Origin of the sequence: Acinetobacter sp. NIPH 1852 (assembly GCF_022549455.1) — a bacterium.
In the GTDB taxonomy this organism is placed as follows: Bacteria; Pseudomonadota; Gammaproteobacteria; order Pseudomonadales; family Moraxellaceae; genus Acinetobacter.
In genome coordinates this window covers 108,325-128,935 of the sequence record NZ_JAKZGG010000003.1, presented here as the reverse complement: position 1 = coordinate 128,935, position 20,611 = coordinate 108,325, and the positions used below count along the sequence as shown (strand labels likewise).

Sequence of the window (20,611 nt, the reverse complement as noted above, 5' to 3'; positions counted from 1 at the left end):
CCCCAAATAGATAGTTTAAACTTAAGCACAGGTAACGCTTTCCATCATGACAGGTGTATTGGCTTCTGTAGCAATGACAGAGGCCGCAATTGCTTCGACAACCTGACTCAGAGACTGCCGTGAAACATTGACAATATCAACAATTTTATTGCCATCCGCACGAACAGAATTGGTAAATGCCATTCGACAACTGAGCTGACGGTTAGGCACAACAACATTCTGTGCGCCTGTTGGTTGATTCAATGGTCTTGCTGGATCATCACGTTTAATAATCCAAGCCACAGCCACCTCAATATCCCGATTTATCGCGCCGATTAAAGAACGCGTGTTGGAGTATTCGATAATATCAAAACGAGAAAAATCCGTTGCAATACGATAGGACACTTTGCCACCCGTCATACCACTGCTATAACGATCCACAGCACCCAATTTCTGTTGTAGGCCCGCAGATAACCCATCCCGTAGCTCAGCCCCTAAAGTGGAAGTCCAGCGTTCATTGCCCAATACATGAGATTTACCACTACTGTCCTGCAAGACCATTGGTGCCCTGTTTAAACGGTCTGGCAATCCCACAGGCAGTACTTCAATCACCCGTACCTTTGAACTTACCAACGGTTTAACTGTTGGGGTTAAGGCATAGTAGTTTGGTGTAGGAGAACTGGAACATCCTGCTAAACCTACAGCCGCCAGTAGCAGGCCGTAACCTGCTCTACTAAACTGCGGAAAATAGGACAAAAAATGTGAGCTATTTTTTTTATTTACCATTCTGAACCTCAGGCGTTTTCCCACGAATGAGTGATTCTGGGTGTTGTTCAATATAGTCTGCCATTAACTGTAAAGAAGCGGCAGCACGTGTCATTTGCTGTAAAGCACGGCGTACATCCTGTTGCATTGGCGCATCACTCGATAGAATGGTTTCAGTAGAGCGCATGGTTTGACGTACATCATCCAATGTCGCCTGTAGTCCCGGGGCAACTTTACCATCTAATTGCTTCACTAATTTATCTGTAGAGCTAATCGCTGAATTCATATTATCGAGTGTTTTACGGACATCCTGCCCAATTTCCACTAATGGGAATTTATTCAATTTATCCGCAATTTGCGATACTTGTGCTTGTAAACCTTTCAACTCCGTTGGTGTTGTTGGCACCTCAATCACACCGTTTGATCTGATGATTAAGTTTGCTGGTTTTGCTTTAGGGAATAAATCAAAGGCGATATAGTTCTGCCCTGTCAGTAGATTTCCTGTACGCATCTGAGCACGCCAGCCCCTTTCGATGAAACGTTTAAAAATTACACCGTCAGGATCGAGTTCTTTGCCATTCGCTAAACGAGATGGATAAATCACCCCCTCAGCCCGCATACGGATCTGAGTATAATTTGCATTAAACTCAGCATTAATCGACTGTATATTTCCAATTTCAATACCCATAAAGTCAATTGGCGCTCCTGCCGACAAACCGCGTAGAGACTGATCAAAATACATGATGATGCGATGTGATTTTCCATCTGGCTCTTTCAATGCTTCAGTACGAGAATCCCATAAATTAAAACGACTTTGATCAGCAGCAGCGGCACCATGTGAGTTTTCAGGATAACCAAAGGCAATTCCGCCAGCGATAATACTCACCAGTGATTGTGTATCCAGCTTAAATCCTGATGCACTTAAGCTTACATCAACACCACTAGCCTGCCAGAAACGTGCATCTGTCGTCACGAACTTATCATAGGGTGCCTGAATAAAAGTTTGTAGCTCTACACTCTTACCATCTTTAGCCAACTGATAAGCTGTGATTTGCCCCACATTGATCTGACGATAATAAATAGGAGAACCAATATCCAGTGAGCCTAAATTATTGGCTTTTAGAAAAAAGATTTTACCTGGTACATCCGATGAGATGACTGGCGGTACTTCCAGACCAGTAAATTCGTTCTGCTTTTGTTCTGCCCTGCCACCATCAACCTCAATATAAGCACCCGACAATAAAGTATCAATTCCTGAAACACCACTCGCACCTATTCGAGGACGAACCACCCAGAATCGTGAGTCTTTTGCAGCAAAATTACTGGCATCCTTACGCAGTTCAATTTTTGCAATGACATGTGAACGATCGTCTGCAAGGTCAATCTGACGAACCAGACCGATATCCACTTGTTTAAAACGAACTGTCGTCTTGCCTGCAACCAATCCTTCAGCAGTTCTAAAGGAAACATTAATGGTCGGTCCAGTATCTAATACCGCTTTGACTGCCAACGACAGACCAATCAGAAGTGCGATAAATGGAATCAGCCAGATCAGCGATGGCCGCCACCGTCCTTTATTTTTCTCAGGTTCAGGCAAAACCTGATGCATTTTCTGTACAGCATTAGGATCCTGATGATCTGAGCTTTCGTTGTTCGTTTTATTTTCAGACATACACACCCATCATTGTTTTATTGGCTGGAATTAGATAAATCATGATTCAAAGGAGGATGATCCACTTGAATCACGTCTGAGCCTTGCAGGGAAAGCCCATTTTTGTTGCGCGTACTCTGGGCAGCAGCATAATTATCCCAAATAATACGCGGATCAAAACTAAGTGAAGCAAACATGGTTAAAACCACAACTGCACCAAAAGCAACTGCGCCCGGACCAGCGAGAATAGTTGCCAGTGACTGAATCTGAATAAGGGCTGTCAATAAAGCCACCACAAAAACATCAATCATCGACCATCGACCGATAAACTCAACAATTCGATAAAGCATTGAGCAATGCTCAGGTGAAAAGTGCAATCGCTCAGAAGACTGCAGTTTCACAACAATTAATAGAAAACACAGAATCAAAAGTTTTAACATGGGAATAAAAATACTGGCCATAAAAATAACAGTAGAGACCAGATAATCCCCATTCTGCCAAAAATAGATCACACCACTCATGATCGTATCTTGCTGCATCCCTAACAGAGAATCCGTTACGGTCATCGGAAGAACATTGGCTGGGATATATAAAATACTCGCAGCAATCACCAAAGCGAGGGTTCTGTCTAAACTCTTTGGTTTACGTTGATGCAGCACACTATGACATTTCAAGCAATGTGAAGCGTGTTTTTCTTCAGCCTCTGCAACCCATTTATTGAGCGTTCCACAGCAATGACAAAGCATCAAAGACAAATCTTTGGCTCTTGGATATTGCAGCGAATTATCAATGGCTGCTTCAGAGGAATATTCTGAAAAATTGCGCGGAGGCTGATCCGTTTTCATCGAAGTGTCCTGTCGATCTCGTCCCATAGATCCTTAACTTTTACTGAAGCAATATAAACCAGTAATATACTCAGTATGGCGAACCCCCATAGTGCAACACCTGGAATCACCACGACCATACCGACCAGTTTAACTAAAGTCACCAGTACGCCAATCAAAAATACTTCAACCATTCCCCATGTTCTAAATAAAAACAAGGTACGCAATGCTGCGACTAAATAACGGGGCCGAACTTTAAAAAAATGAACTGATGAAAGTACATAGAACAGCAATAGCAGATCCATCAATGGCACTACAAAAGTTGTGATGAGAATCAGAACACCTACTGGCCCTTGCCCTGCATGAAACATGGCCCATGCCGCACCAAGTAAAGTCGTCTGGGAATCGTTACCCTGCAATTCCACCTTAACAATAGGAAAACTATTAGCAATCACAAATACAATCAGCGCTGTTGTTACCATTGCCAGTAAAACACTAAAAGGTTTGCTTTGCCGATAAAGCTCAGCACCACAGCAAAGACAATAAGCGCGTTCACCTTGTGTTAGCTGAATTCGATGATATACCGTGTCACATTCCTCACAGGCAACCAGAGTTTGCGGTGAAATATCACCATTTTGAATTAACACTTGTTGATTCATAGATGCAGAAACTGGAAGAAAAGAGGAAGGCTCACTCATAGAACATAAACACCATTTTATAAATTTTTTTTAGACTGAAACTCATTTTGCTATATTTTACTGAGATGTATACAGATAAATTGTGATACTTTTTTGATGATATCCTGTTCGTTTTATATAAACAATTCATCTAATGAAATATGGTCAACGTTCTCCATTAGATTATGAAAAGGCCTATCGAAAGATGGTTATGTGTCTAGAATTTTGGTGACTATTCACTTAATCAATCTATCTTAGCTCCTATTTACCTATAGGGAAAATATTGTGTTCAATAAGTTTTTATAGCAAATATAAGGAATCCCATAACTGGAAAAACTCTACCAAATATTTACCCAATTCTTATCATTACAAAAATAATTAAAACAAGTTAAGACCATACTGTATGTAAATAATCACTTGAACTTAATGCACTCTTAATAATGTTGCCCAGTACTTTCCAAATGACTCATTATACGTTGATCCCAAACTGGTGGATCTCCTATTGCTTCTCGAAGATAGTCTACAAGAACCATAATTTTATTCGAATTACGATAACTTTGCTTATAAACTACAGATATATCACCACCTATAGGAGAGTATTGGGGTAACACAATAGATAAAGAACCAGATTCAATATACTCTGCCGCAATAAATGTGGGCAAAATTGTAATACCCAAACCCTCTAAAGCTGCAGCTAACAATTGATGACCACTATTAGTACGCATTCGGTTTCGAATTCTAAAAGACTGCAAATGATTATTTACTGGCAACTGTAGCATACCATTAGGTTCTCTTAGAACATAAAGTAAACCATCATGATTCTGCAAATCATTTGGATTTTCTGGTATTCCGAATTGTTTAAGATATTTAGAATTTGCACAAAGTACATGATTATTTACAGAAATCTTTTTTGCAATCAATGAAGATTCTGATAATCGCCCTAAACGTATAGCCACATCATAATTTTCATTATTCAGATTTACAAAATTGTCTGTTGCTTCTATATCTAATTCTAATTCAGGATATTGATAGATAAATTTAGCAAGTATAGGTGCTAAATAACTCTCAGTAAAAGCCATGGGTACAGAAAGGCGCAAACGACCTTTCACATGACTTTTCACTGTCATCACCTCAATCTCGGCAAGTTCTAAATCTGCAAGAATATTAATACACCGCTCATAAAAAATACTACCGGACTGAGTAATTTTTAATTGTCGGCCACGCTCGAATAATTGAGTATTTAAACGTGTTTCTAATAGACTTATACGTTTACTCACTACTGACTTTGTAGTGCCCAATCGTTGTGCAGCTTCAGAAATACTTTGAACATCTGCAACAGTAACAAAAGTTGTCATATCAACAAACTTATTCATAAATACCAACAGCCTAAAATTAAATTAGCGTAAATATGCTGCTATTTTATTAATGATAATTTAGGTCATAAATTTAAACAATAAATTAATTTATATTGTAAAAGAATCAATAACATAAAAAATCCACTGAAAACATGTCAAATACTAAATAAGCAGACAGTATACGTTGCACACAACTATTTAAGTGAATAATCAAATAAAATCTCTCATATGCCATGTTTCAAAATTAGAAAACAAGAGTTCTCTTAATTGAAACCAATAAGAAATAAAAACATGATAGATTTAAAATGTTTATTAAGCATTCAAAAAATGCTTTCTCTTAACATTACAATCGCATATGTTTGTTAAATATGAAAAACCCAATAGATTATCACTCAAACATCTTATAATGAATTCATTTAAGATTTAAAAATGCAATATAAAGTTTAATTATTTATAGTGCATAAGAATTCAAAATCATTATTTTTGCAAAAGGCTTTACCTGATGAACTCAAAAGAGTTAATACAAATCGCAAAAGACACCAAAAACCCTAAAGATGTAGTTACTGCATTTTTATCCAATACTGGAAAAGATACTATTATTGAAGTATCTGAAGCCTTAGTTGATATTAATGCTACTTATATCTCTCTAAGTTTTGACAACCCAGAATTGAAACAAATTGAACCATGGGCAGGAACCAGTAAAGGGCGCCAAGTCTATATTGATACGTTTTCCAATGTAGGCACTTATTGGAATGTTGATGATTTCCAAGTAACAGATTTAATTTCAGAGAATGAAACAGTAGCCGTATTTGGTTCATTTACCTACACCTCTGTTGAGGTAGGTCACCAATTTACATCACCGTTCTCTATTTTAGCTAAAGTACAAAATGGTCTTATTACATACTTCCAATTTATGGAAGATACGTATGCCTCAGCACGTTCATTTAGAAGCAGTGGAAAATGGACAATAAAAAATAATTCTCATGAAAGATCAGTAGGCTAAATCATCATAAGGTAAATGGTGAATAAAAACATATACTTAAAAAATATTGTTGATTATTCACGCTTTTTAAATTCTATAAACTCAGAAACTTTCGTTATGACTACGTAAGTATAAACTCTAAAGGTGTTATTCATGGCAGCGACTAATGGAATGTTGGATCCTAATGATTCAGTTATCTTACTTATAGATCATCAAAGCGGATTGTTTAATACCGTTCGAGATGTACCAGTTCCAGACTTACGTAACTATGTTATTGCAATTGCAAAAACAGCAACGCTGTTAGATATACCTGTAATTACAACAGCATCTGTACCAGATGGTCCTAACGGCCCTTTAATACCTGAAATACATCAACATGCTCCTCATGCTGTTTACGTACCACGTACTGGGCAAATTAATACGTGGGATAATCCTTTATTTGTAGAGGAAGTTAAAAAAACTGGCAGAAAAACACTAATTATTGCTGGAACTCTTACAAGTGTATGTATGGCATTTCCTGCAGTCAGCGCACGTCTAGAAGGTTACACAGTATATTGTGTAGTAGATGCATCTGGAAACTGGAGTAAAATGGCCACAGATACAACTATTGCTCGAGTAACACAAGCTGGAGCAATTCCAACTGATACATTTGCGATTGTTGCTGAGTTAATGCGTACTTGGAATCGTCCAGAAGGTTCACGTTTTGCTGAAATTCTTGCTGATCATGTATGCCCTGAGTATAAATGTTTAATGGAGAGTTTTGCAAAGGCGCAGGCTGTAGCTAAAGATGGTCCAGAAACAAATCTAGACAAGTATCAATAAGATCAAGACTATAATTTTTATTCAACCCAAATTCAAATATTGAATTTGGGTTTTTTAATCTAATGCCATTATCATACTTTGAGCATTAATCAATCCGAATGATGGCGTTTATAAATACCATCACTCATCAATCTATATACTTCTTCCAAATCTGGCCGATGAGATTGGGCCAATAATCCTTGATGCATCTTTAAAATATTTTGATCGCCCCGCATTGCTGGCCCTGTTTGCATTTGCTTTGGGTTAGTGCGGGTTGCTTTATTCGCTGTTTCTAAGATCAACGGAAATAGTAAACTGAAATCAACTTGTTCTGCATCTACAACTTGTTTTGCCATATCATAACAATAATTACTAAAATTACATGCAAACACCGCAGCCAAGTGTAAGGTTTGACGCTGTTGTGAATTATATTGATAGACTCGATTACTTAGGCTGTTTGCTAAGGTGGTGAGTAGAAGTAAATCTTCACGCGTTACGGCTTCAACAAAAAGTGGGGTTTTCAGCCAATCCATTTCACGTTCAAAACTAAAGGTCTGTAATGGATAGAAAACCCCAGCACGTTGCTGCTTCTGCGCGACGACAGATAAATTTGTACTTCCCGAAGTATGCACGATAAGACATTGCGGCAAATATGTTGCGATTGCCTCTACAACATCAGGTATCACGAGATCACTAACAGCAACAACCACTAAGTCTGTTTGCGGATTGAGTTGATCTACACCATCAATCGCTTGAGCATTGACCTGTGCTGCTAATCGTTGGGCGTGGTGTAAATTGCGACTAAAAACTTGAACAATTTGATGCTGTGATTGAAATGCCTTTGCTAAATGCGTAGCGACTCGTCCTGCACCGACAAATGTGATTCGCATAAACTCGATCTAAAATGATTGCCTGACCGAAGCATGCCAATAAAAAATACGTAAATCAATCCACAATCAAAATGATGGCTATTTACTTATCTGATAGAGCCATAATAATGAAAAACTAGCAAATATTAAGGCAAAAAATGGAAAAGCTTTGTGCTGCTTGTTCTCTTGAGGCAAAACAGGTAGGGATAAAATAGGAGGCACTAGGCGAGCTTTTAGCGCAGGTTGATCCAAGGATAAAACTTCATTGATCCAGTTCGGCAATAGTGCATAAATTGACTCTTTATGATCTCTAAGATAGTAAATAATACTCATCGTATCATTGCCTACCTCATTTGAAAGTACTGCTAGACTTTTAGGAATGGCTCTATTTAAAGTTTTTTCAACTTCACTCGCAGGAACTCTGCCTGCAGCCAATCGTAAAAGTAGTGCATTTTTTACTTGGTCATTTTTTTCAAATAGATCATAAACTGAAGGGGTAAGTTGTTCTTTGAGTTGATCAACAAGTTCTGGTTTAATTAAAAATCGAGACAAAAGAATTGGGTAAAATCTTGATAAAACATCATTTTTTTCATTTACCAAGCAGGTTTGATCATTCACGATCACCGATGAAACTTTCTGTTTAAGCAACTCCATTGGATTTATAGGCATTGTATTAGCTCCAACAATTTAAATGATTTACATCTCTTTTTTATAATTTTATGCAAAACGAATCTCATTTCATCTGCTTACTTTAATATAGTTTTTATGTTTTTTATCTATTTTTAAAAATTTAAATACAATATATATACATCAATTCTTAGACAGCAGAGCAAGCCCACTAAAAGGCTTACCCTGCTCACGATGACTTATGCTTATGCAAATGTAGTGACGACTTTACCAGTCAACTGCTGTCCAAGTAATGGCGTGTTTTTCCCTTGCGAGATAATCGTATCTTTAGTTACAGTCCACTGTAACTCAGGATCAACCAATACCCATCCTGCTTCTTGCTGCCAGCGATCTGTGATATTGGCAACTTGTGCAGGAATCGAAGTGACCTTTTCAACCCATTCCAATGGCTCAAATACACCTTCTTGAATAAGTTGCACACCCAATCCAACATAGGTATCGAAAGCGGTAATACCTGATTGAGTTTCCTCGAATGGCGCTATTTTCGCTGAGCTGCTTAATGGTTCGTGATGCGTACAAATCGCATCAATCACCCCTTCTTTAACCGCTTGACGCAATAACAACTTATCTTGTTCAGAGCGCAAAGGCGGACGTACATGCGCCAGTGAGTTAAAACCATCAATCAATTGTTCAGTTAAATGCAATTGATGCATGGCAACATCAGCAGTCACAGGTAAGCCTTTGGTTTTTGCTGCACGAATCAATTCAACAGAAGCGCCACAAGACAATAGGCCAAAATGCGCTTTTACACCTGTTGCTTCGATCATTAAAAGATATTTGGCGATTGCAACTGTTTCTGCGATTGCAGGAATCATTGGCAAGCCTTGACGCGATGCAATGAAGCCTTCGTGAACACAACCATCTTTGGCGATTTGAGGCTCTTCAGCGTAAAAGACAACAGTTAACCCTAAACCTGCCGCATATTCTAATGTACGAATAACCACATCATCATTTTCAAAGGCAGCATTGGCATTGGAAACAGCCGTACAACCACCCTTTTTTAACCCCGCCATATTGGCAGGTTGTTTGCCATTTAGACCTTGGGTTTGTGCGCCAATGATTTGTAAATAAATACCGCCATCCAGTTGCGCTTTTTCAATCAAGCCATGAATCAAAGCACCGTTATCTTGCACAATCGGCTTTGAATCTGGCGGTGTAATGACATGCAAAATACCATTGGCGCGTGCGGCTTTACCCTCGGACTTTAATGTTCCGTGTTGCTGTTGCCCTGGTTCACGTAGCCGAGCGCATAGATCCACCATGGTTGGCATCAACCATTTATCCTGACCATTTATGGTTTCATCGACCTGTTCAACCGCATCAACCAATTTACCGTTTTCGATATAAACCGTTTTGACTTGATCAGTTTTTTGAATTGGATCGAGCACACGGACATTTTCAATTTTTACAATACTCATGTGATCTATCCCTTACAGCGAAATCGCTTCAATCAAACCTTGTTCTTGTAACTGCCCTTGCATCGCTAGTGCAAGCACCGCCATACGAACCGCAATACCATTGGTCACTTGTTTCAGGATCACGGATTGATCACCATCAGCAACACTAGAATCAATTTCAACACCTCGATTCATAGGCCCCGGATGCATCACGATACAATCGGGTTTGGCCAAAGCAAGGCGTTCTTTATTTAGACCGTACATTTTGTAAAATTCTGATTGTGAAGCGAGCGCTGGTGAATCAATACGTTCATTTTGAATACGCAATGCGATGATCACATCACAATCGGTTACACCAGCATTCATTTGGTTAAATAAACGGACATGTTCACCATATTCGTTAAAAGCGACAGGTAACAATGTATTGGGTGCAATTACACGGATATCTTTACACCCTAAAGTTTGCAATGCTGCAACATTAGAACGTGCCACACGAGAATGCTTAATATCGCCAATAATCGCCACACTCAACTGATCAAAAGGCTTTTTAGTCTCACGGCGAATGGTTAACATATCCAACATCGCTTGAGTCGGGTGTGCATGACGACCATCACCTGCATTGATGATGGCAACATTTGGGCAAACATCTTTGGCAATAAAATGCGCCGCACCCGAAGACGAATGTCGTACTACAAAAATGTCCGCAGCCATCGCTTCTAAGTTCCAAAGCGTATCGCGTAAGGTTTCACCTTTTGATGTGCTTGAACGTGCGATATCAATGTTCAAAACATTGGCAGATAACCGTTTTGCTGCGGCTTCAAAGGTGGTACGGGTACGGGTGGAATTTTCAAAGAAAAGATTCATCACCGTCAGCCCTTCTAATAACGGACGGTTGATCAAATTATTATTGTCATCTAAAAAGCTTTGCGCTGTATCTAGGATTTTGGTCAGGCTTTCCTTGGAAAGACCCTCAATGGTTAAAAAGTGCTTTAAATTTCCTTGTTGATTCAATTGAACCTGACTTGGTTGATGCAGGGCTGCAATATGCATAAAGGATTCCTATGGGTCGAATCACCAAAACTTGCATAGTGTAGCCCAATTCTTGGGTTTTAGCAGAACAACTTTTCACCCTTATGTTGCAGATAATTAGAGGGTTGCAACAAATTCGATCTATCGCAATGCACCAATATAGTGATGCGAAACCTGAGCCTGATAGATTTCCTCAGCAGTCACCTCACTAGAATAGATATCCAATGCCTCAACCCGCTCATTTTCTAAGTTATCTTTTTGCTCTGCCACCACAACTGCTTTTGGTTCAGGATATAAATCGATGAGTGGACTTAACCGAGCAACATAGCGTTCCAATTCAGCATCTTGAGTTGCCAAAGCGATATCGACAATATGTTTGGCATACGCTTTGTTGCTGACCAGATACATGACATCTATCACGCGACTCGATACACGTCTCAAACGAACATACATTTGAGTTGCAATCGTAAAAGCTTCAGCATTGACCAGCACGTCATTATTTACATTTTCTTTCATAGATCCCCCACAAGTTCCCCATTAAACCACTTAAATTTCATCAGCTTTTGGAAATAAGTCGCTGATGATCTACAAGACCATCTATTAAGTTAAATAGCAAAATATGTACCAATAATTAAAATATTGTACAAATATGAAATCGATCGTCTAAAGCATCCTCATGACGCCAAATTCAAAAAATAGCTTTTTATCGATGATAAAGCTGACAATCACACAAATATGAACCGACAGAACTGATAAAAATCAGTTAAAATACGCGATTGCTAAAATCGCTTTTGGAAATTTGAATGAATTCAACACAACGTCTTACAAGCTACTGGGTAACCTGTGCGGATGGACTTGAAACCCTACTTCAACAAGAACTGGAAAGTTTAGGTGTTCAAGACATCCAACGTTTTGCTGGACGTTTAATTTTCCAAGGTACGCTTGAACAGGCTTATCGTATTTGCATGTGGTCTCGCCTAGCCTCTCGTGTACTGTTACCGATTCATAAACATGAACTTGAATTTACCCACGATGCGCGAGATGTGGCAGAAGAACTGTTTGAAGGTGCGATTAGCTTCGATTGGTCTTTAATTTTTGCACCACAAAGTACCTTCGCGGTGCGTCTGCATGTTGAGCGAGATATTAAGGTCAATACGCAATTCGCGACCTTACGTGTCAAAGATGGCGTGGTAGATTCCTTTATGGAAGCTGTTGGGAAACGCCCAAGTATTGATATTAAACAGCCAGAAATTACGCTTTATGTTTTAGCAGGAAAAACTGAACATACCTTCTGTCTCGATTTATCGGGCGATTCCTTACATAAACGTGGCTATCGCCATTTTATGACCGATGCACCGATCAAAGAAAACCTCGCGGCGGCGATTTTACAAAAAACACAATTATTACAATATCAACCCGATATCATTCTTGATCCGATGTGTGGTTCAGGGACATTTATTATTGAATCATTGATGATTTTAACGGATCGTGCGCCAGGTTTGGTTCGTCGTTTCGGATTTAATGGCTGGCATGGACATGATCGTGAACTGTGGTTATCGATCAAAAACGAAGCAACTGAACGCCATGAAAAGGCTTTAGCGCACCCACTACCAAAACTCTATGCTTATGATGCAGATTGGGAAGCGGTCAAAGCGACCCGTCTAAATATCATTGCCGCAGGCTTTGAAAGCGTACTTGATCAAATTCAAATCGAAGAACGTACTTTAGCCGATTGGGATGATTTTCATGCTGAAGGTAAAAAAGCCTTTATCGTTACAAATCCGCCTTATGGCGAGCGCTTAGGGGATAAAGCGTCTAGTCGTTCATTCTACTTAGGCTTATCTGGATTATTACAAAAGAATTTCCCAAATCAGCCTGCTGCGGTGATTGCGGCACAAATCGAACAAGCAGATGTACTTGCTATCAATGATCCGCAAACTTTACGTTTGATGAACGGTAAGCTACCGATTTACATTCGTTTTGGTATGATCAAACCAGCAAGCGTTGCACAACCATTTTTAGCAAACTGGCAACCGCTACAATTTGAAAAGATTGAAGGTGCCGAAGACTTTACCAACCGTTTGCAAAAAAATATGCAAGCATTGAAAAAGTGGGCTGTCAAAGAAAACATCTATTGCTTACGTCTTTATGATGCTGATTTACCAGATTTTAATATTGCCGTTGATTTGTATGGGGATAGATTGCATGTACAAGAATATGCACCACCTAAAACCATCGACCCTGAAAAAGCTAAAAAACGTTTTAATCTTGGACTCGCAGCCATTCGCGCAGTAACAGGTCTAAACCGTGATGCTATTTTTATCAAAACACGTGCAAGACAAGCTGGAACGACCCAATACAGCAAGCAAAGTACCGCGTCTAAACGTTTTATCGTACAAGAAGGTAATGCAAGAATTTTGGTGAATCTGACCGATTATTTGGATACAGGCTTGTTCTTAGATCATCGTCAAATGCGTTTACGAATTGCCAAAGAAGCACGTGGCAAACACTTCCTAAACCTGTATAGCTATACCTCAACAGCAAGCTTACATGCAGCTCTAGGCGGCGCGGCAAGTACCACCAGTGTTGATTTATCTAATACTTACCTCAACTGGTCTAAAGAAAACTTTGTATTGAATGGTTTAACGGTTGATCATGCAGATGAACAGCACATGTTCTTTGCCAGCGATTGCTTTGAGTGGTTAAAAGAAGGTCATGAACAATACGATTTGATCTTTATTGATCCACCTACCTTCTCTAACTCGAAAAAGTTTTACGGTACATTTGATGTACAACGCGATCATCTCTCGCTGTTAAAGCGTGCCATGAACCGCCTAACCACTGAAGGTACTTTGTATTTTTCTAACAACTATCGTGGTTTTGAGCTGGATGAGGAAATCGAGGCGATGTATGACATTGAAGAAATTACCTCTGAAACCATCGGCTTAGATTTCAAGCGCAATCAAAAAATCCATCGCGCATGGAAAATCAAACATCCTGCGGTATAAATAATACTTCCCGTCACCGTTCTTTGACATGAATGGTGACGGTTCCATGAACATTATCATTGGAATCAAACTCATACACCACAAAACGATCAGAGGGTTGTGTATGCGGCTTTATGCTCGCATCTTTTTTCTCTCGCGGATCAGTGACTTTAGTTTTCTTTTGCTCTTCATGCGGCGATAGCACACTATCGAGTAATGTACTAATCCTGACTTCACGCAAATAGCGATCACTTAAGGCACGTTGAACTCTCCAACGTTCTTGCTCAGGTTTCATCGCATCTTGTTCGGCTTTGATAATAATATTCGGCAAAATATTATTTGCTAACCCTGTTTGCAGTGCGAGCGTTCCCTCTGACATCGGTTGAGCTGCCCACCCGATTGAAGCAGGTAGACCCATCATGCACAAAATTACACAGAGTCTTGCGTAATGATGTTGCTTATTTTCCATTGCAATTCATCCTGAATCTTTTTCTTATTTGCTTTGAAACTAGCAAGTTTTTCATCAAGTCGCAATGTTATTGTAAACATTCCTTAAAAAATCAGATAAGTTGCACCAAAACAAAAAAAGATGGTGATTTTCATCACCATCTTTTAACTGATTTGTAAAATTTCAACTTAGCTCAATTTCATTTTATCAAAGACAAGATGACCATTTTCAGCTTTGATCAAAATGTTGTCTCCTGCTTGGAACTCACCTGATAAAATTTTCTGAGCCAAACTATTTTCCACTTGTTGTTGGATCGCTCGTTTCAATGGACGTGCGCCATAGATTGGGTCAAATCCAGCATCGATCAACAGATCAAAAGCAGTATCATCCACAGTTAAATCCATATCACGATCACTCAAGCGTGAACGTAAGCGATCCAATTGAATATCTGCAATACCACGAATCTGCGATTTTTGTAGTGAATGGAAAATCACCAATTCATCAATACGGTTAATAAACTCTGGGCGGAAATGCTGACTCACAGCACTCATCACCACAGCACGCATCTCATCGTCAGTTGCACCCTCGCCCAGTTCGCGCACATCCTGTGAACCCAAGTTCGAGGTCATAACGATCACCGTATTTTTAAAATCGATGACTCGACCTTGTGAGTCAGTTAAACGACCATCATCCAAGACTTGCAATAAGATATTAAAAACATCTGGATGTGCTTTTTCAACCTCGTCAAATAATACCACGCTATACGGTTTACGACGCACTGCTTCTGTTAAAACGCCACCTTCTTCATAACCAACATAGCCCGGAGGTGCACCAACTAAACGACTGACTGAATGTTTTTCCATGAACTCACTCATATCAATACGAATCATGGCATCGTCGCTGTCAAACAAGAAGTTCGCCAATGCTTTAGTCAACTCAGTTTTACCTACACCTGTAGGCCCAAGGAACAAGAATGACCCACTTGGTCTATTTGGATCAGACAGCCCTGCACGCGAACGACGTACCGCATTGGATACAGCCACTACCGCTTCATCTTGTCCTACCACACGATTATGTAAGAATGATTCCATTTGCAAAAGTTTTTCACGTTCACCTTGCAACATTTTTGTGACAGGAATCCCCGTTGCAGCACTCACCACTTCAGCAATTTCATTCTCTGTCACTTTGGTACGAATCAACTTCGGTTCTTCGGTTTCCTCAGCAACTTCAGCTTGCTCCAAACGTTTCTGTAACTCTGGAATCACACCATATTGCAAACGTGCAGCTTCTGCCAAATCGCCTTCACGTTTGGCTTTTTCCAATGCCATTCGAGCTTGATCTAATTCGACCTGCGCTTTTTTATCACCTTCAACCAGTGTTTTTTCAGCTTTCCAAATCTCTTCTAGATCATTGTACTCTTTCTGCTTTTCCGCGATTTGTTGCTCAAGATGATTCACCTCAGCTTTACTTCCCGCATCTTGATCTTTTTTCACTGCTTCCAATTGCATTTTCAATTGAATCAAACGACGATCAAGTTTATCTAAAGCTTCAGGCTTAGAATCGATCTCCATTTTGATGCGTGAAGCAGCTTCATCAATCAAATCAATTGCTTTATCGGGCAACTGACGATCCGTAATATAACGATGCGACATTTTCGCGGCTGCAATAATCGCCGAGTCTAAAATCTGTACACCATGATGGGTGGCATACTTCTCTTTCAAACCACGTAAAATCGCAATGGTATCTTCAACACTCGGTTCATCGACCAGCACTTTTTGGAAACGACGTTCCAGCGCAGCATCTTTTTCAATGAATTGACGATATTCATCTAAAGTGGTCGCACCCACACAACGTAATTCACCACGTGCCAATGCAGGTTTCAACATATTCCCCGCATCCATTGCACCATCGCCTTTACCTGCACCAACCAAGGTATGTAATTCGTCGATGAATAAAATAATTTCACCGTCATGCTTCGCTAGGTCTTTGAGTACAGCTTTGAGACGTTCCTCAAACTCACCGCGATATTTTGCACCTGCAAGCAATGACCCCAAGTCCAAAGAAAGTACACGTTTATTCTTTAAACTTTCAGGGACTTCACCGTTGACGATACGTTGTGCCAAACCTTCAACAATGGCTGTTTTACCCACACCAGGCTCACCGATGAGTACAGGATTGTTTTTGGTACGACGCGACAATACTTGAATGGTACGGCGAATTTCATCATCACGACCAATCACTGGGTCTAATTTTCCAGCTAATGCACGTTCATTTAAATCAATCGTATATTTATTTAGTGAGTCACGTTGATCTTCGTGATTATTACTCATGACCTTGTCACTTCCTCGAATATTTTCAATCACTTTACGTAAACTCTCTGGAGTCACGCCAACACTATTTAAAATCGTTTTGGTTTCGCCCGTTTCTGCTAAACCTAACAGCACCCAATCCGTTGATAAAAACTCATCACCAGCCTTTTGCGCATAGCGATCAGCCAAATTCAGCGCTTTTACCGCTTCAGGGTTGAGATTAAGATCACCTGTAGGATTTGCCAAAGTCGGGGCATTTTGTATGGCTTGCTCAAGCTTTTGCTTCAACTCTGGTAAACGAGCACCCGCTTGTTGCAACAAACTCAAATTGGCAGGCTCTTCGAGTAAAGTCGTTAGGATGTGGATCCCTGCGATTGATGTATGGTCTTTACCCATGGCCAATGATTGTGCATCTGAGAGTGCTTGCTGTAAGCGGTTTGTAAATTTTTCAAAACGCATTCTTGTTATTCCTCACAACAATTTTTTAACTTATCACTTAGATGGGAACGCTTTTTTAAATTTCAAATAAAAAATTATATATTTTTCAATGTTTTAAAAATAATAAAAAACATAAAACTCAGTGATAATATGGGTGTATTGGTATTCTTTTTCAAGTCTGTTTTGTATCGTTTTTCTGTCAGTGCTGATTCACACAAAATCCTTATTGTGATTTTGCGGCGAACGTTTTAGCTTAAGTCTTTTACTTTCATTAAAATGTTCATTATGTCTCTAAAAAAAATCTACCTTGCAGCCGCTTGCCTACTCCCAATTCACTTTGCCTTCGCTCAACTTCCACAAGATTCAAGACGGGCGGGCGGAATCGCAGTTATTCCACTAACAGCAAACACCACGCAAGTTTATTATGAACAAAAACCTGTGTTGATCAGCCAAGAAAATGGCCAACGCTATGCTATTTTTGGGATTCCGCTTTCTGCACAGATTGGTACTTTGACCTTAAATACCAATAACTCGCCAATTCAAATTGACATTAAGCCATACAAATACGCGGAACAACGTTTAACCGTCAAAAATCAAGATCATGTCAATCCAAATCCAAGCCAATTAGAACGCTATGCGCGCGAAGCCAAAGAACAAAATGCGGTTTATAGCTCATTTAGTCAAAGCACATGGCAAAGCTTTCCCAAATTTATCGTCCCTACCACAGGTAAGTTTAGTAACTCATTCGGACGAAAACGGTTTTTCAATGGTGAAGAGCGTGCACCACACTCGGGCTTAGATATCCCCGCTCCCGTCGGACAAAAAGTTGTTGCTCCTGCCGATGGTATCGTTGTGCAAACTGGCAATTATTTTTTTAATGGCAATACCGTACTGATTGATCATGGTCAGGGACTCATTAGTATGTTCTGCCATCTCAGTAAAATCGATGTGGAAAAAGGTCAAACCATTCGTCAAGGTGAATTACTCGGTCTAGTTGGGAAAACAGGACGTGTAACAGGTGCACATTTACATTGGGGTATGAGTCTAAATAATGCACGCGTAGACCCACAATTGTTTCTTAAATAAAAACAAAAAAAAGTGATCTATAGAAATAGATCACTTTTTAGAAAAACTTAAAAATAAAACTTTATGCAGCTTCAATAATTTCAAAATCGTGGGTAATCTCAACCCCACCATCAGATAGCATTTTGCTGGCTGAACAATATTTTTCTGCTGAAAGTTCTACGGCCTTTTCAACTTGTTTGGCTTTTACGGCATTACCTGTCACAATGAAATGCAAATGGATTTTAGTAAAGACTGCTGGAATCGTGTTCGCTCTCTCAGCTTTTAACTCACACACGACATCCGTCACATCTTGTCGAGATTTCTTTAAAATGGTCACAATATCAAACGAAGCACACCCACCAAGTCCCATTAAAATCAACTCCATAGGACGTGGACCACGGTTTTCACCCCCATACTCAGCAGAACCATCCATCACCACACTATGGCCACTTTCTGATTTTGCCTCAAAAGCAACATTCTCTAACCAATGTACACTTGTTTGCATTGCAACTACCCAAAAAACGTTATAAATTTACTGTGTTCTTGTACACTAACATAAAATGAGTTGATAAGGAATTTCATCTCTTCTGTGTAGAAAAAGCTCAAATGAGCCTGTGCGATCGGTTTTATCAAAATTCGGAAATTTTAAGCATGACTTCAAATTTTTCACAACTTAGCACTGATGCTTTGTCTCCAGGCCAACTGCCTGAATCGGTAAAAGCATTGCTAAAACGTGCTCATATTAATAGATATCCAAAACGCACCACGATTGTTGACGCTGGAATGGAATCAAGATCACTGTATTTAATTTTAAAGGGTTCAGTGTCGATTATATTACGCGAAGATGATGAGCGTGAGATTGTCGTCGCCTATTTAAACCCTGGGGATTTCTTTGGTGAAATGGGATTGTTTGAAACAAACCCACAACGTACTGCTGAAGTACGCACCAGAGATGTTTGTGAAATTGCAGAAATTACTTATGACAACTTTCACGAACTCAGCAAACAGTATCCTGATTTGAGCTATGCTGTATTTGCTCAACTTGTGCGCCGTCTTAAAAATACAACACGTAAAGTCACTGACCTTGCATTTATTGATGTTTCAGGTCGTATTGCGCGTTGTTTAATTGATTTATCTTCACAACCAGAAGCCATGATTCTGCCGAATGGTCGCCAAATTCGCATTACGCGCCAAGAAATTGGTCGTATCGTTGGCTGTTCCCGTGAAATGGTTGGTCGTGTACTTAAAACACTTGAAGACCAAGGTATGATCCAAACCGAAGGTAAAGCAATCTTAATTTTTGATGCTTCTTTAGAGGAAAATACGTTCCCTGAAGAAGAGTTTGATGATGAAGATTAATCTCATTTGATATTCATCAAACCCCACATAAAACAAAGCCAGTGTAAAAACACTGGCTTTGTTTATAAATGAATAGCAGAATCTATGTAGATGTGATTACATAATTACAATGATTATAGAGCGAATCAGAATGTTAAGTCTGATCAACATTTTTTATAATTCACCTCAATTACGACGATACTCATAAGATACTGATTTGGAGAGAATAAGTATGAACAAGTTAGCTTTGAGCCTTTGTGCGGTCACTGTAATGACAATATCTGGCTGTGCATCGTTCGCAGAAATGGCTGGCGCTGATAGCGCAACCTTAAATGCCCAATCTGCGCAAGGCTTCAGCAAGATGACTCAAGAAGCTCGTGCTAAAAATCAGCTTGATACCAGTTCAGCCACTTATCAACGCATTAATACCGTCTTTAATCGTTTAAAACCACATGCAGACAAAATGAACCAAACAGGTCAACGTTTTGACTGGCAACTTGCTGTATTAAAATCTGATACCGTCAATGCTTATGTCGCACCTGGTGGTAAAGTTGTTTTCTATACGGGTATCGTGAACAAACTTAATCTCACCAATGATGAAATTGCTGCAATTATGGGCCATGAGATGACTCATGCCCTAGAAGAACATGCGAAAAGTAAAATCGGTGCGCAAGCACTGACCAACTTAGCAATTGGTATTGGTACATCTTATGCTGGTGCCAATATCGGTGAAGCAGGTAATGCTGCAATTAATTTGGGCAGTCAAGTGGGTATTGGTTTACCTTATTCACGCAACCTAGAAAGCCGTGCCGACTTTGGTGGCTTAATGCTGATGGCTCATGCAGGTTACAACCCAAATGCAGCCATTACATTGTGGGAGAAAATGAGTCGTTTAGATGGTAAGAGTGGTTCTGCATTCCTATCAACTCACCCATCAAATACTCAGCGTATCAGCGATATGCGCAAAAACTTACCAGCAGCAATGGCAATTTATAATAACCGTCGTTAAT

19 protein-coding genes are annotated in these 20,611 nt (G+C 39.7%); 6 read left to right on the top strand and 13 right to left on the bottom strand.

Going from position 1 to position 20,611, the window contains the following annotated elements:
• Positions 1–21 precede the first annotated feature (21 nt).
• From MMO38_RS03810 to MMO38_RS03790, 5 genes are all read right to left on the bottom strand, one after another.
• Complete coding sequence (locus MMO38_RS03810) at positions 22–765, bottom strand: ABC-type transport auxiliary lipoprotein family protein (RefSeq protein WP_241322617.1); 744 nt, start codon at positions 763–765, stop codon at positions 22–24.
• The gene (locus tag MMO38_RS03805; RefSeq protein WP_241322616.1) at positions 755–2,422 is read right to left on the bottom strand and encodes an MlaD family protein; all 1,668 of its coding nucleotides are present in this window, start codon (positions 2,420–2,422) and stop codon (positions 755–757) included. Before MMO38_RS03805 ends, MMO38_RS03810 begins: the two co-directional genes overlap by 11 nt.
• A gap of 11 nt (positions 2,423–2,433) precedes the next feature.
• Positions 2,434–3,240: a paraquat-inducible protein A gene (locus MMO38_RS03800; protein WP_241322615.1), complete on the bottom strand. Its 807-nt coding sequence runs from the start codon at positions 3,238–3,240 to the stop codon at positions 2,434–2,436.
• A complete protein-coding gene (locus tag MMO38_RS03795) occupies positions 3,237–3,878 on the bottom strand; it encodes a paraquat-inducible protein A (protein WP_241322705.1) in 642 nt (213 codons plus the stop codon). The genes MMO38_RS03800 and MMO38_RS03795 overlap by 4 nt, the downstream gene beginning before the upstream one ends.
• A gap of 452 nt (positions 3,879–4,330) precedes the next feature.
• The gene (locus tag MMO38_RS03790) at positions 4,331–5,269 is read right to left on the bottom strand and encodes a LysR family transcriptional regulator (RefSeq protein ID WP_241322614.1); all 939 of its coding nucleotides are present in this window, start codon (positions 5,267–5,269) and stop codon (positions 4,331–4,333) included.
• Positions 5,270–5,753: 484 nt separating this feature from the next.
• On the opposite strand from MMO38_RS03790, the gene MMO38_RS03785 reads away from it, so the two are divergent.
• Complete coding sequence (locus MMO38_RS03785; protein WP_241322613.1) at positions 5,754–6,254, top strand: hypothetical protein; 501 nt, start codon at positions 5,754–5,756, stop codon at positions 6,252–6,254.
• Positions 6,255–6,386: 132 nt separating this feature from the next.
• The gene (locus MMO38_RS03780) at positions 6,387–7,055 is read left to right on the top strand and encodes an isochorismatase family protein (RefSeq protein ID WP_121929959.1); all 669 of its coding nucleotides are present in this window, start codon (positions 6,387–6,389) and stop codon (positions 7,053–7,055) included.
• 89 nt (positions 7,056–7,144) lie between these two features.
• Here MMO38_RS03780 and MMO38_RS03775 read toward each other — a convergent pair whose 3' ends face one another.
• From MMO38_RS03775 to MMO38_RS03755, 5 genes are all read right to left on the bottom strand, one after another.
• The gene (locus tag MMO38_RS03775) at positions 7,145–7,924 is read right to left on the bottom strand and encodes a Rossmann-like and DUF2520 domain-containing protein (RefSeq protein ID WP_241322612.1); all 780 of its coding nucleotides are present in this window, start codon (positions 7,922–7,924) and stop codon (positions 7,145–7,147) included.
• A gap of 78 nt (positions 7,925–8,002) precedes the next feature.
• Complete coding sequence (locus MMO38_RS03770) at positions 8,003–8,572, bottom strand: hypothetical protein (RefSeq protein WP_241322611.1); 570 nt, start codon at positions 8,570–8,572, stop codon at positions 8,003–8,005.
• Between the two features lie 203 nt (positions 8,573–8,775).
• Positions 8,776–10,008 (bottom strand): dihydroorotase, encoded by a 1,233-nt coding sequence (locus MMO38_RS03765; RefSeq protein WP_241322610.1) that lies wholly within the window; start codon positions 10,006–10,008, stop codon positions 8,776–8,778.
• A 12-nt stretch (positions 10,009–10,020) separates the two neighbouring features.
• On the bottom strand, positions 10,021–11,037 hold the full coding sequence (locus MMO38_RS03760) for an aspartate carbamoyltransferase catalytic subunit (RefSeq protein ID WP_004671676.1): 1,017 nt from the start codon (positions 11,035–11,037) through the stop codon (positions 10,021–10,023).
• A 120-nt stretch (positions 11,038–11,157) separates the two neighbouring features.
• A complete protein-coding gene (locus tag MMO38_RS03755; protein WP_241322609.1) occupies positions 11,158–11,532 on the bottom strand; it encodes a hypothetical protein in 375 nt (124 codons plus the stop codon).
• 287 nt (positions 11,533–11,819) lie between these two features.
• On the opposite strand from MMO38_RS03755, the gene rlmKL reads away from it, so the two are divergent.
• A complete protein-coding gene (rlmKL, locus tag MMO38_RS03750) occupies positions 11,820–14,024 on the top strand; it encodes a bifunctional 23S rRNA (guanine(2069)-N(7))-methyltransferase RlmK/23S rRNA (guanine(2445)-N(2))-methyltransferase RlmL (protein WP_241322608.1) in 2,205 nt (734 codons plus the stop codon).
• Between the two features lie 13 nt (positions 14,025–14,037).
• Here rlmKL and MMO38_RS03745 read toward each other — a convergent pair whose 3' ends face one another.
• Together MMO38_RS03745 and clpB are read right to left on the bottom strand one after the other, a co-directional pair.
• Positions 14,038–14,472 (bottom strand): hypothetical protein, encoded by a 435-nt coding sequence (locus MMO38_RS03745; protein ID WP_241322607.1) that lies wholly within the window; start codon positions 14,470–14,472, stop codon positions 14,038–14,040.
• 167 nt (positions 14,473–14,639) lie between these two features.
• The gene (gene clpB, locus MMO38_RS03740; RefSeq protein ID WP_241322606.1) at positions 14,640–17,219 is read right to left on the bottom strand and encodes an ATP-dependent chaperone ClpB; all 2,580 of its coding nucleotides are present in this window, start codon (positions 17,217–17,219) and stop codon (positions 14,640–14,642) included.
• A 264-nt stretch (positions 17,220–17,483) separates the two neighbouring features.
• Between clpB and MMO38_RS03735 the strand changes: the two genes are divergently transcribed.
• The gene (locus MMO38_RS03735) at positions 17,484–18,284 is read left to right on the top strand and encodes a M23 family metallopeptidase (RefSeq protein WP_241322605.1); all 801 of its coding nucleotides are present in this window, start codon (positions 17,484–17,486) and stop codon (positions 18,282–18,284) included.
• Positions 18,285–18,345: 61 nt separating this feature from the next.
• Here the strand turns inward: MMO38_RS03735 and MMO38_RS03730 are convergent, their stop codons facing one another.
• A complete protein-coding gene (locus MMO38_RS03730) occupies positions 18,346–18,768 on the bottom strand; it encodes an OsmC family protein (RefSeq protein ID WP_121929968.1) in 423 nt (140 codons plus the stop codon).
• A 146-nt stretch (positions 18,769–18,914) separates the two neighbouring features.
• On the opposite strand from MMO38_RS03730, the gene crp reads away from it, so the two are divergent.
• Together crp and MMO38_RS03720 are read left to right on the top strand one after the other, a co-directional pair.
• Complete coding sequence (gene crp / locus MMO38_RS03725; protein ID WP_005196588.1) at positions 18,915–19,622, top strand: cAMP-activated global transcriptional regulator CRP; 708 nt, start codon at positions 18,915–18,917, stop codon at positions 19,620–19,622.
• 211 nt (positions 19,623–19,833) lie between these two features.
• A complete protein-coding gene (locus tag MMO38_RS03720; RefSeq protein WP_241322604.1) occupies positions 19,834–20,610 on the top strand; it encodes a M48 family metallopeptidase in 777 nt (258 codons plus the stop codon).
• Position 20,611 lies beyond the last annotated feature (1 nt).